We start from the raw sequence: 12,601 nt of genomic DNA, 5'->3' as shown, positions 1-12,601 counted from the left end.
CACCTGACTAAAGATTGATAACACGCAATGAGCAAAGGACTTGTTTGCCTCCTTCAGGAGGACAAAATCCCCAGTTGGCGACGCGCTTCAAACAAACCGACTGCGGCACTAACAGAAAGGTTCAGGCTCCGAACGTGCGGCTGTGACATTGGAATATAGACAGTATTGGCACAAAGGGCGAGAACTTCTGGAGGTAATCCAGTTGTTTCGCTACCAAATAATAGCCAGTCATCTGCCCGAAACTCGAACTTCAAGTAGTTATCCCTTCCCGAAACGCTGAAGCCAATCCATCGTCCCCCTCGCTGCTGATGGAATGCCTGAAAATCCTCTAAACCAATGTGGTGGTGCAGATTGACGTAGGGCCAGTAATCCAGACCGGCACGTTTCAGATAGCGATCGCTAATGTCAAAACCCAACGGCCCGACTAAATGCAATTCCGTCCCAGTGGCAGCACAGGTACGGGCAATATTGCCGGTGTTGGGCGGAATTTGCGGCTTGTAGAGAACAACAAACGGCATGAGACTTACTAATTACTCTGGCTCTAACACTAAAATCCACGCTGGAAACTCAAATTATACCCAAAGAGACATGAACCTATACATATTTGTTATATGACTCACCCAGATCAAATTGATTAAATATTCTAATTCCCGAATGATTCTTTTTAGCCAATAAATTAAGCCATAAAAAGGCAAAAAAAGAAATCAGGGGCTAGGAAGGATCGAAGATAAAGAATGAAGGCTTTAGGATAATTCTCTGCCTTCAAGCTTCATTCTCGATCCTTCAAGTGCTTCAGGCAACTAGGCTCTCGCACAATTTGTCTTCCAGTTCGCGCTCTTGGTCTGCCACCGCTTGAATGGCGTCAATCATCACGCTGGAAGTGTCAAAACCTTGGTTTTGGAGATTTAACCATCGCTGAGCCGAATTTCCTTCCCGGAGAATCTTTTTCAGGGGTGACAAGAAACAGCGAAAGCCCATCTGTTTAGACAGATCCCAAACTTCGCCGGTTATTTCTTCAATCCAATCCCGCGCCAGAATCGGTCTGCCGTCTTGCCAATGTCTCAGAGTTGCATCCAAACTTTGACGGGCGGCGGCGTCTTCGTTGGCGTCAGTCAGGGTAATTAAGTCTTGTGAAGACAATTGACTCATTTCTAGGGGATCGAGGCTGGGGTCATCAATCAACTGCAAAAGTCGGGCTTCTAGCAAGGCTGTAACCGCCAACAAGGCAACCGGATCGATGATTAGGTCGCAAATTCTCAGTTCTAGGCGATTAAGGTCGTAGGGGCGCTGGTTGCCATTTGGTCGCACGGATGACCAAAGGTGGCGGACATTTTGCATTGTCCCGGCGGCTAATTGGGCTTTCGTCCACTGGATAAAGTGGGCGTGGCTTTCAAATAAGGGAACGTGGGCTGGGGTTTTTGGAAACAGTCCCCAGCGAGTCGAGTGATAGCCAGTGGCTTTCCCATCCAAAAACGGGGAAGAAGCACTGAGAGCGAGGTATAAGGGTGCTTCTAGGCGGACAAGGCGAATCGCCCGCATCAGGGTTTCGGGATCGCTGATGCCAATGTTGATGTGGACGCTGGCGGTGACAACTTTGGTGCCGTAAGTGTTCTCAATGTAGTCGTGGTAAGGATTGCTAGGGTCAGATCGCCAGAAGCGATCGCTGCCTCCTAAAGACAGCGTACTCCCCGGAATCAGGGTGTAATTTCCCAAGCGTTTTAGATACTCTCGGAGTTGCCGTCTAGGGCGTAGCAAGGCACACAATAATCGGTCGTAACAATAAAAGGGTTCTGTGATATATTCCACGTTGCGGCTATCCGGCTCCCGCATGAACCCGTCTAGGTCTGCCACAATCCGATCGGATAAACCCACAATGTCACCATTGGGGGTGCCGGTATACATTTCAATTTCAAAGCCTTTTGATAGCAAGGGGTTTTTCCTCAGATGAGTGAGTACGAAGTACGGACACGGGATACCGCTACCGTTAAAAAGTGTATCGAGGAAGACGAAATGGCTCCTCTGCCCTTAGTCTGGCATCAAAGTTGGTACTGATGATAGACAGTGGTGGCGGCTCGGTGTAGCAAGGAGTGCCGATAAACGAGGGAGTCAAGATCGTCAGCATAACCCCCGCCAATCACACAGGCGACTGGGTAGCCGAGTGCCACACAGGTACTCAAAACTTGCATTTCCCGGCGGAAGATTCCGGTGTCTGTGAGGGCGAGTTTGCCCAAGCGATCGCCAGCATGAGGATCGACGCCAGCATCGTATAAAACAAGATCCGGCTTGACTTGTGAGAGCAAATCTGGGAGATATTTTGCCAAGGTTTGCAGATAGGCGTCATCTTCCATCCCAATCGGGAGAGGAACATCTAAGTCACTTTGTTGTTTGGTTCCGGGAAAGTTAACTTCGCAGTGCATCGAGAAGGTGAAGACGCTGCTATCTTCTTGGAAAATCACGGCGGTACCGTCTCCTTGATGGACATCTAAATCCACGATCAGGATTTGACGCACCAGTCCCAGATGTTGAAGCACGCGGGCAGCAATGGCTAAATCGTTGAAAATACAGAAACCAGAACCATAACCGGGAAAGGCGTGATGAGTACCCCCCGCAGTATTGCAAGCTAAACCGTGACTGAGTGCCAGTTTAGCGGTGAGAATCGTACCGCCTACTGCCACGCAGGTACGATTTGCTAATGCGGGACTCCAGGGCAATCCGATTCTTCGCTGGGCTTTGGCATCGAGGGTGCCTTCACAGTATGCTCGGACATATTCTGGGGTGTGAACGAGTTCTATCCACGCTAGTGGAGGAGGTTCGGGCGGATGAATTTGCTCTGGATGCGCTACGCGATCGCTTAAGAGCATTTCGTAGAGTTTGCTGAATTTGGGCATGGGGAAGCGATGCCCTTCTGGGAGAGGTACGACATAATCCGGGTGGTAAATAATTGGCAAGTCCATATTTAAAATTTTGAACTGCCAAGCGGCAAAGGAAGAGAGGATTTCCGAGGCAATTTTCCTCAGACGCTACGCGATCGCAAAATTTTCCAGGCAAACCCACTAACCAGGCAACCTAAACCAATACTGAACAAGATGACAATAACCAGATTCGCCAAGGGGATGACTGCGGATAGTTGGTTGTCGATTTGGTTAGGGTAAGGCTGGGTAAAATCTTTTACCAACGCCGAGGAAGCAGAGGCGGCGACTGAGGCGGTTCCCACTCCCAGACTGGCAGCGGCGATAATATTTTCCAGATTGCGATCGCGCTTAGCTTGTTCAATCTCGACGATGCCTCGAATCGTGTTAATCACATCTTCTAGCACTCTCAATGCAGGGCTAAAGCTGGCACGATCTTGTTGGATTTGAATTTCGTATTGCTTGACTATTTGGTTGAATTGTGCCAAAAAATGCAGCTCGGTTTCTCCATATTTGCTAGCTTCTTGAAGCAGGTAATTTAAATGTTCTTGGTATTTTTTCTGATAGGTTTCAATCGCGTGCAATTGAATTTCTAGATGATTTAAGTCTGAAGCATACTGGGACAATATTTTTATATTGACTTCTAAAATTTTCTGCAATTCTTTTAACGGTAGCTGCTTGAGCATTTCACCCGCTTGAAAAATATAGCCGAAATTCTCTTGCAATTGCTGTCTGAGTTTCTGAGCTTCACAATAAGACCAAATAATTTTATTGCGGTAGTAAAACAACTGCATCCAGACCTCAGAATATTTAGCAGCTTCAGTTTCGGCGGCTACATCGGGATAAAAGATAACCAAAACATGGTGATTCTCTTCCATGTCCCAACGCTGGGGAGATAGCCACACTTCAAAAACGGTTGCCCCTAAAAATTTTCCTTTGCTTGGCTTTTGCTGTTTCCATCTCCCAAACTTCAAAGTTTCGTAAGCTTCTTGGGCGAGACATTCTAAAGGGGTTTCACAGTTTCGAGGCAAAATCCCAGACACGATCCAGGTTTTTCCAAGATTGCCTTGTTTATCAGCAGCAAGATGTTTGAGGGTAGGAAAGCATTTAAAAGATTGCAGATAGTCTCGATCGTTAATATGGCAATTAAACAAAAGCCCATAACTATCGCTAAATCGCACGGGATAATAAAAGCCTTTGACTGGATATCCTTCAGTGCGAGCTTGAAAAGTATAATAAGCTTCAGTTTCCCCCGCCAGGCGCAATAATTCTAAATATTCTGGATCGTTATAATTTGAATCGTCAGCACCGACAAGAATTCTTTGCAATTCTAACGGGAAGTTATCCCAAAACGTGAGCTGGTTCTGGTTGATTTGCTCTGCATCGTCTCCCAAGCCGTTTCTCAGGTGGTAAACAAATAGATCCAGGTTAGGAAGAAATAACAGGTTCATCGGAAGAGTAAACATATTGCTACCATACCTGGCGATTTAAATCACAGCTATGCCAACCCTACTTTAGAAGCAAGGAAGTAGAAGTTGCGAGAACTTTTAAACAAAGCCCGCTGGCGCGGACTGAGAACCAATATAAAGTGTATGACGAAACCTGCTCAAGGTAGATTTAGAAGCGATCGCAAAATTTTGCATAGCATCTCTTACCCGCGCAGGATTCAGCCAGTTTTAGACTTGAAGATAGGGCAAACGAGCGATCGCTGTAGATACGCCGTATACAACACCTCGACATCTTCGTGTCACAGCAACTCCCAGCAAGGGAGGAAGTTTAAACTGGATGGAGAGAAGAGAAATCAGCAAGCGATGGGGAGGAAGGAGAGAAAATGCAACACAAAATCGTCTGGGAACAGGGCAGCAATAATCCTGACAATACCAACAACTTCGCAACCATCCGCGAATGGTGGGCAAGTCTCACCGACAATAAAATCACGTGGCGACAGCGAATCATTCCCCAGACGGGCGATGCTACCGAACTCGATTGGGAACCCCAACGCTTTGACGAAGTATTTGAGATTCAAATCCCTGAGATTCGCGGTATCACTCTCTACTGGCGCAAAATCAACGAAGATCGAGAACGCAGCACTACGCCTACCAAACTCGAACTCGATACCCTTCGCCAGCAACTTTATATCTATCCCCAATCTCAAAAAGAACTGGTCATTCGGGTAGGGATACCAGAAACCATCTATCAAAAGATTGAATTTAAATCTCCCCAATTGCAATTTGCTGCTAAGGAAGGTGAAAACCACATCCTGACTCTGCGAGATACTCAGCAACAGTTGGAAGTGAAAGCCATTCTCAGTCCAGAAAATTTGAGACAGTTAATTGATCAGTTGAAGCAACAATTGTCGTAACTACGCTGTATCTTTTTTCTAGAGGTCGCGCCAGCAGATGAGATAAATCGTGTCTCTACAATTGTCTCGCTGCTATGTGTAGCCGCGATAGGGGCAACTCTGGAGGTTGCCCCTATCGTCAGTCTCATAACATATATAAATAGATTTGAGATAAAACTATCAACATGAAGCAATGGATTGTCCCGATTGCCTTTATTCTTAGCGGATTTCTCGTTGGGATAATTTTTGATAAATTTTTTCTTCCTAGACTCAAAAGAATAGCTGTTAAAACTCGGTTGCCAGGGAATGAAATCGTTTTTCATTCCCTGCGTGGCATCCCCAAAATTTGGTTTATTGTTGCTGGCTTTTACGGAGCCATTTTTACCCTTCAACTAAATCAGGTTATTCCTGACCGGATTTCTGGCATTTTTCAGAATATTCTGACTGTTATTTTCCTCTATTCTGTCACCTTAGTTTTAGCCAGACTGACGGCGAGTTTTGTTACGATATTTGGTCAAAGAACACCCGGAGTTTCAGCTTCATTACTATCTAACCTAGCCAAAATTGTCGTTCTGGTTTTGGGAATCTTGATGATCTTGCAAACGCTAGGGATTTCCATTACACCTATTTTGGCAACCTTGGGAATTGGCGGTTTGGCAGTTGCTTTGGCATTTCAGGATACCCTATCTAACTTATTTTCAGGATTATATTTGATTATTTCTGGACAAGTCAGAACTGGCGACTATGTAAAACTAGAGACGGGACAAGAAGGTTACGTTACCGATATCACTTGGCGGAATACCGTGATTAGAGAACTGCCAAATAATCTAGTCGTTGTACCCAATACAAAGCTGGCTTCTGCCATTTTTACGAATTACCATTTACCTGTGAAAGAAATAACTTTACCGATTCAAGTAGGTGTCAGTTACGATAGCGACTTGGAACACGTTGAAGAAATAACGGTTGAAGTTGCTAAAGAAGTTATGCAAGAATTAGCAGCAGAGATTTCTGATTTTGAGCCTTTTATTTTATATCAAAATTTTGGCGAATTTAGTGTCAACTTTACAGTATTTCTTAGAGTTAATGAATTTCTGAACCAACGAATTGCAAAGCATAAATTCATCAAGAAATTGCACCGACGCTATCAGCAAGAAGGAATTACTATCCCTTTCCCAAGTAGAGAAGTTTATGTAAACCAAAAGGGAAATAATATTGCTAATGACTAATATAAACGTCGAAAAAATAGAAGCCGCAGCTATTTAATTTGGATAGCTGCGGCTTTCTTAGTTCTCAGACTAACGATTACCGACGATTACCGACCCTGACGACCCGGACTGCCAGGCGCTGCGCCTGCTCCTTCGTCGTTACTGGGCTGGTTCCGATTGGAATTGCCTGGATCGCAACCTTCTGGCCCATTACCGACCCCTTGGTTGCAATTCTGACGCTGATTCGTGCGTTCGCTCCCCTCTACCTCACGGTTATCGCCAGGGACGTTTTCTGGCTTGGGAGTATCAACTTCGCGCACTGTGGGGGGTTTCGCACCTTCTCCCGCCACGTATGGCGAGGCGATGTTCTGAGCCTTCCCAGTGCTGACTAAAGCTTGGTAGAGGAAAGCACACACCTCTGCACGGGTGGCGACTTGATTGGGTTTGAGTGACTGGACATTGGGATAGTTCACCACCAGACCCCGTTCTGTCGCTGCTGCAACCAAACTGCGGACGTCGCTAGGGATGCTAGCGGCATCGCTGTAAACTTGCAGTAGCGTCTGGGTAGTGGTACTGGCAGAAGAGTAGTTCATTCCCTTTGCCAATGCCACTAAGATATCCAGACGAGAAAGCTTTTGGGTGGGGTTGAATGCATTGCTGGAAACAGCGCCTAAAAAGCCCATTTCATAGGCTTCTTGGATAGCACTGTACGCCCAGTAATCCGAGGATACATCCCGGAAGGCGATCGCATTCCGCACTTTATTCATCTCAAACGCTTTCCGCAGCATCGCCGCAAACTGGGCGCGAGTCACCGGCTGATCCGGTCGGAAGCGACCATCGGGGAAGCCTTCGATAATTTCTAACTCCGCCAGTTGGGCGATAAAATCTTTTGCCCAGTATCCCTGCGGAACATCGGGAAAACTCGTCTGGATGTTTCGAGTGACTCCCACGTTTGCATATCTTGCCAGCAGCTGGCTGACTTCGTAGGTCGCGTTCTCGGCTTCTACCCCAATCACCTGCACCAACTGACCGGGAGCTGATGTCAATAAGGCAGCCATTCCTGAACTGTAAACGCTCATCGTCTCACCCGCCAGCATTGATTCACCGCTGGTAAATGAGCTGGAATAAACGCTAGTCGCCGCCGAAGTCGAAATCTCGCTCGATTGGAACTGGCTGACGTTAATTTGCTCGACGCTGCTCAGGAATGTTACCCGTTCCTGAGAGTCGATTTGGGTGTAGTAGTTGTAGGCGGTGGTACCGCTGTCGATGTTGCCATCCATGTCGGCATCAATGCCGTACACAGTCCGCACTACACGGGTTTCAGACGGATTTTCTGACAAAATTAGGTTAACGGCGGCGTTTTCAGACAAGCATTCAAACTCGCTGTAGCCAATCAAGCGATTTTGGTCGTATAGACGCACGACCACGCGATCGCCCGGATTCACACCTTTGACAAACTTCGCTTTTTGCTTGATTTTGTATCTGAAGTCGCCAAGATACTGCTCTTGGGAATAGCTGTTGCCTTGTTTCGACTTCACCGATACGCGAGTAATCACCTCTGTGAGGCTGCCTGCGGGTTGCAGAACGGCAAGACTAAAGTTGCCTGCGGATTCGGTCATTGCCACCGTAGACCGCTGTTCTGTGCGGACGGTACTCCTTTGCTCGGTGGTTTCCGTGCGACGGGTTGTTGTCTGTTGCCCAGTGGTGGTACTTTCCGACCGGAGTCGAGCCGTCAGGGTTTGGGTCGCTGTTTCATCCCACTTCACGAGCGTTCCAGATTCGTTGGTGCGATAAACCCAAAATCCCTGTTCTTTGGCGCTACCGACCAGTACCAGCCAGCCGGGAACCAGTGCCTCGGTGCAGGCAACACCTGCTTCTGCTAACTCCAAGCAACCATTTGACCAAGTTTGCTTCGCCACCTGAAGGATGGTTAAGTCAGAACTTTGCATTCCTGTCCGTTGGGCAGCATCCTTTAAAACAGCTTCAGCAACCGCTGTTGGCAGCTGGGCGGTATCGTCTTCTGCTTGGCTGAGCAGATTTCGACCCGATAAGGGCAGATTGCCCGTTGTTTGTCCAACTTGCGCGATCGCAGGGGCAACCGTTGTCATACTTAAACCGGCAGCCGCAAATACCAGGCTGCCTAAAAATACCAAGGAACTTCGCTTCATTAATCTCTTCTCACACCTAATCAAAACGGGTAGCGTGACTTTTCCAGTCGGTTAGATGTTCCCTGGTTTATCTCTTTTTAATGATAGAGACTATTACGATAGAAAAATAGTTAAGGAATCTTAATAATTATCGTGACGACTCAGCAGCTAAAAACAGAAAGCACTTTTGAAAAACTCAACTGGACTTGGCGCGGCTACCGGATTCAGTACACAGTCATGGGCACAGGTCGCCCTCTAGTGCTGATTCACGGCTTTGGCGCTTCCATTGGACACTGGCGCAAGAATATGCCAGTCCTCGCCGCTGAGGGCTACCGAGTATTTGCCCTAGATTTACTCGGATTCGGCGGTTCGGACAAGCCAGCCCTCGATTACACTCTCGAATTGTGGGAAGAACTACTCAAGGATTTCTGGAAAACTCATATTCAGGAACCGACAGTCTTTGTCGGCAACTCGATTGGGGCATTACTCAGCTTGATGGTAGTGGTGAATTCTCCAGAAATTTCCGCTGGTGGCGTGCTGATTAACTGCGCCGGGGGCTTGAATCATCGCCCTGATGAGCTGAATTTCCCCCTGCGGCTGGTGATGGGAGCCTTCACGAAGCTGGTCAGTTCCAAAGTCGCTGGCCCGTTCCTATTTAACCGCATCCGCCACAAAGATCGTCTCCGTCGCACGCTCAGACAGGTCTACGTGAACCCTGAAGCTATCACGGATGAACTGGTGGATATGCTTTACGATCCTTCTTGTGACACGGGCGCTCAGCAGGTTTTTGCCTCAATTCTCACGGCACCCCCTGGCCCTAGCCCAGCTGAGTTGTTGCCAAAAATACAACACCCGCTGCTGGTACTTTGGGGAGAAGATGACCCCTGGACGCCGATTAAGGGTGCGACGATTTATAAAGAGCTAAGTGAGAATGGGCAACCCGTGAAGGTTGTCGGCATTCCCAAAACGGGTCACTGTCCCCATGATGAACGTCCGGACGTGGTGAATCCTTTGATATTGGATTGGTTGGCGCAGCTGAGCAGTCAATAAAACTTAGTCAGTAAAAGTTTCGGTTCAACTGTCGTTGCACCGACTTGTGGATTTGAGGTTCTGAATTTGAGGTGCTGAATTTGAGGGAACGCGATCGCACTCGCTTCGAGATCGCGTCCCCTCGCGCCTGATTCACCTAACGTTACATCCAACCTCTTCGCTCCTTCCTTGCCTTCCTGAAAACAAAGGAAATTAGGATTACTCCATTCACTGCCGATCCCGTTCGCGGAAATCAATCTCGGAGCGGACAGACTCGTGGGGCGCGAGCGGTTTAAATGGATAAAGCACGGCTTGCTGTGATGAGGAGCATCCAACTCATCACGACTATAGTTAGGAAGATGCGGTAGGAACCATAAATGCTATATCGCAAAGAACCAGAGGGGCTGATAGCGATCGCGCAGCTTGCCCATGCGTGGGTATCGGGTCAATTGGCACAAGCGTGGGGAAATGAGTATTTTGGGAAGTTGGAACCTAGAAAAGAGGTTTGCTTAGGTGCCGAGCAACATGATATTGGCTGGCTGTCCTGGGAAAAGACGCCTACCTTCAACCCAAAAACTGGTTTGCCGCACAGTTTTACGGAATTACCGAGAAAAATCCATATAGATATTTGGTCAAAAGCCGGAGAATTAGCGATCGCTCAAGGAAGATATCCAGCGCTGTTGGCTTCCCTGCACGGTACGCGCCTCTACGAGCATTACGACTCTAGTAACGACTCCGCAGAAGATATCCAGCTTGTGCATGACTTCCTAGGGCGCGAACAGGCTTTCCAGAAGGAATTAATTGACTCCCTCCGCAACGATCCGGATTACGCACCCTACAGCACACCAGAAGCGATCGCCCGAAATCGGCAGTTAGTGGGAATCTGGGATTGTTTATCGCTAATCTTGTGCATGAAGTTAAGTAAAGAGCGTTCAGTAGAGAAGGTTCCCACCGCTGAGGGTGAAATTACGCTGAAGCTGACGCCACTAGCAGGCGATCCAACTCAGGTAGCGGTAAGTCCTTGGCCTTTTTCAGAGAATGCGGTAACGCTGGTTTGCGAAGGACGCTATCTATCGGAAACCTTCCCAGACGAGGAGACGATGCGGAACGCGATCGCGAAAGCACCTTGGGTGACGATTAAAACTCACCTGCATCCCGTGTAAGCACCGACTGGATTATGTAATTAATCGGTATTCATCAAAGCAACATATTGTGCTTACCCATAAAGAAGTCAGTAGGGGCAAATGCTTTGCCTCTGCTGACTCTATATTTTGCTTTTTTTACCCAATATTCCTACTAGACTTGCTTTCAAGAGAGATGAAGAGCGCCTGCTCTCTTATCCAAGAGTAGGTAATTTTATCGTCGTTTTTCAAGAGAATCTTCGGGGTTCATTGCGACGCTCGTTTAGGCAATAAACCCCGAAAAATCAACTCATTTCAACTGCCCTTTTCCAAAAAGCATAAGTGTCACTTCCAATTTTTTGACTATCTTCTGAATAGATATCATCTAAACATTTTAAAAAAGCTTGGGCATAATTTTCTAATCCCAGAGTTGTCAAACATTTTAAAATCCTGGTAATCCGGAGGTAATTATGATTAAGAGGCTGAATCCAAGCCCTTTTTCTATCTTGATATTGGTCAGATTTGGTTATTTGAATATTATTGATGTTTCCTTCGTTGCATTTGAATCCGTAAAACCTGAGCATTATTTTAAATGACTTTTGCAGACGTGTTTTAAGTAAGGGATCTGTCCGAAAAGCTTGAACAATTTCATCATTTAGAACCAGTGCATTAGGGTTGTAGCCACTTTTATCTTTCAGGGGGAAAAGCCACTGAACATAGTCATGAATCCGTTCAAGTTTTTCGTAATTCCATGACCAAATCTCGTCGATCATCCGTCCTTCTGAATCAGGCTGTTGACTAAGATAGAAAGCCACAAGAGCCGGGGATGCTTTAGCAACCAATTCTTTGTCAGATGATTTTGCCATAAGTGTTCCTCTGCAATTAATCAAATGTTAACAATCTGGGAAATCAGCTAGATTCACGCTCATTCTAAAGCTGGCAGGGCGATAGAAAAGTCTATGAGTACTTTTGTTGCAAACGACCCTTTAGATCCGAGGAGATAACTAGAGTATTTAGCATTCCTCGTTATGGAACTATCTCGCTTTCCTCACAAAAGCTACAGTGCCTAGTAGCGCTAACAACAGTTATTAACTGTTGCCTTCATTACAATAACCGTTGATAATTTCAACAATGCCAATGTAGCTGCTAGCGTTAGGCGATCGCATGAACTGACATCCGTGTCTGACTACTCAAACCGAGGTGCAAGCGATGAGTCAAGATACGCTCAATTTAATCCACGACAGGCAAAATCGCGGTTATACCAAGCTAGGTTGGCTGGATAGCGATCGCACCTTTTCCTTGGGGGGTTTGTTTGACCCAGAGCCAATGAGATTTTGCACTCTCAGGCTGATTCACGATGATAGAGTCTTACCCGGTTCTGGTTTCGGTACCCACAGTCATCATGACATGGAAATCCTCACCTACGCCCTAGACGCCCTAGAAGGTGCTATAGAAGAGCATCAAGATAGGTTGGGGATGGGGAATCGGACAGGTACTTATCCAAGAGAAGCACAGATGATGAGTGCTGGCGCTGGCATCACCCACCGTGAATTTAATTTCTCTGAAACTAATCCCGTCTACTTTCCCCAAATTTGGATGATTTCCGATCCAGAAGAATTAGGTAAAAAACGATGACACAACCCATTCACATTTTGCTCCAGACAACCATCCCGACAACAGAAGATGACTGGAGCATTTGGCGCTTCTCCTTGTTACGCGACTATCTCGCATCCCTGACAGATGAAGCGGGGAATCTCCTGTTTGAAGTGACAGAACGCGATCGCGTGTCAGATGCAGACGGCAACGACCCAATTTTAAGCACCCTCGACCGCTCGGATTTTGACCAGCT

General features: G+C 47.0%; 12 protein-coding genes, 1 pseudogene and 1 riboswitch. Of the genes and pseudogenes, 6 read left to right on the top strand and 7 right to left on the bottom strand.

Features of this window, described 5'->3' with window-relative positions; translation table 11 throughout:
• Positions 1 to 53 precede the first annotated feature (53 nt).
• The 4 genes from H6F50_RS17940 to H6F50_RS17925 all read right to left on the bottom strand — a co-directional run bounded on the left by H6F50_RS17940 (position 54) and on the right by H6F50_RS17925 (position 4,375).
• Positions 54 to 518, bottom strand: a complete 465-nt coding sequence (locus tag H6F50_RS17940) for a tRNA (cytidine(34)-2'-O)-methyltransferase (protein WP_190411980.1) — start codon at positions 516 to 518, stop codon at positions 54 to 56.
• 274 nt (positions 519 to 792) lie between these two features.
• Positions 793 to 1,221: a hypothetical protein gene (locus tag H6F50_RS17935; RefSeq protein ID WP_190429744.1), complete on the bottom strand. Its 429-nt coding sequence runs from the start codon at positions 1,219 to 1,221 to the stop codon at positions 793 to 795.
• Positions 1,215 to 1,299: riboswitch (cyclic di-GMP riboswitch) on the top strand. (Overlaps the previous gene by 7 nt.)
• Before the next feature lie 737 nt (positions 1,300 to 2,036).
• Entirely contained in the window at positions 2,037 to 2,954 is a 918-nt protein-coding gene (locus H6F50_RS17930) for a histone deacetylase (RefSeq protein WP_190429743.1), read from the bottom strand.
• Positions 2,955 to 3,013: 59 nt separating this feature from the next.
• A complete protein-coding gene (locus tag H6F50_RS17925) occupies positions 3,014 to 4,375 on the bottom strand; it encodes a hypothetical protein (RefSeq protein ID WP_190429742.1) in 1,362 nt (453 codons plus the stop codon).
• 365 nt (positions 4,376 to 4,740) lie between these two features.
• Between H6F50_RS17925 and H6F50_RS17920 the strand changes: the two genes are divergently transcribed.
• Positions 4,741 to 5,271, top strand: a complete 531-nt coding sequence (locus H6F50_RS17920) for a hypothetical protein (protein WP_190429741.1) — start codon at positions 4,741 to 4,743, stop codon at positions 5,269 to 5,271.
• 164 nt (positions 5,272 to 5,435) lie between these two features.
• Positions 5,436 to 6,476, top strand: coding sequence for a mechanosensitive ion channel family protein (locus tag H6F50_RS17915; RefSeq protein WP_190411975.1), 1,041 nt, complete (start codon positions 5,436 to 5,438; stop codon positions 6,474 to 6,476).
• Between the two features lie 86 nt (positions 6,477 to 6,562).
• On the opposite strand, the gene H6F50_RS27225 is transcribed toward H6F50_RS17915, so the two are convergent.
• Positions 6,563 to 8,623 (bottom strand): S-layer homology domain-containing protein, encoded by a 2,061-nt coding sequence (locus H6F50_RS27225; protein ID WP_190429740.1) that lies wholly within the window; start codon positions 8,621 to 8,623, stop codon positions 6,563 to 6,565.
• A gap of 132 nt (positions 8,624 to 8,755) precedes the next feature.
• Here H6F50_RS27225 and H6F50_RS17905 point away from each other — a divergent pair, with 132 nt between their 5' ends.
• A complete protein-coding gene (locus H6F50_RS17905) occupies positions 8,756 to 9,652 on the top strand; it encodes an alpha/beta fold hydrolase (protein WP_190429739.1) in 897 nt (298 codons plus the stop codon).
• Here H6F50_RS17905 and H6F50_RS17900 read toward each other — a convergent pair.
• The gene (locus tag H6F50_RS17900) at positions 9,646 to 9,804 is read right to left on the bottom strand and encodes a hypothetical protein (protein ID WP_190429738.1); all 159 of its coding nucleotides are present in this window, start codon (positions 9,802 to 9,804) and stop codon (positions 9,646 to 9,648) included. The two genes, H6F50_RS17905 and H6F50_RS17900, sit on opposite strands and share 7 nt — an antisense overlap.
• A 204-nt stretch (positions 9,805 to 10,008) precedes the next feature.
• Here H6F50_RS17900 and H6F50_RS17895 point away from each other — a divergent pair, with 204 nt between their 5' ends.
• Positions 10,009 to 10,794 carry a DUF3891 family protein gene (locus H6F50_RS17895; RefSeq protein WP_190429737.1) on the top strand — a complete coding sequence of 262 codons (786 nt, stop codon included), beginning with the start codon at positions 10,009 to 10,011 and terminating at the stop codon, positions 10,792 to 10,794.
• Between the two features lie 263 nt (positions 10,795 to 11,057).
• On the opposite strand, the gene H6F50_RS17890 is transcribed toward H6F50_RS17895, so the two are convergent.
• Positions 11,058 to 11,618 carry an opioid growth factor receptor-related protein gene (locus tag H6F50_RS17890; RefSeq protein WP_190429736.1) on the bottom strand — a complete coding sequence of 187 codons (561 nt, stop codon included), beginning with the start codon at positions 11,616 to 11,618 and terminating at the stop codon, positions 11,058 to 11,060.
• Positions 11,619 to 11,961: 343 nt separating this feature from the next.
• Between H6F50_RS17890 and H6F50_RS17885 the strand changes: the two genes are divergently transcribed.
• Both H6F50_RS17885 and H6F50_RS17880 read left to right on the top strand, forming a co-directional pair.
• Entirely contained in the window at positions 11,962 to 12,387 is a 426-nt protein-coding gene (locus H6F50_RS17885; RefSeq protein WP_190429735.1) for a pirin family protein, read from the top strand.
• Positions 12,384 to 12,601 (top strand): annotated as a pseudogene (locus tag H6F50_RS17880) (hypothetical protein); the annotation flags it as partial. The gene H6F50_RS17885 and the pseudogene H6F50_RS17880, both read left to right, overlap by 4 nt.

Source organism: Coleofasciculus sp. FACHB-712 (assembly GCF_014695635.1).
Classification (GTDB): Bacteria; Cyanobacteriota; Cyanobacteriia; order Cyanobacteriales; family FACHB-T130; genus FACHB-T130.
Note: the sequence above shows the minus strand (reverse complement) of the source record. Positions and strands in the feature narration are given on the sequence as shown.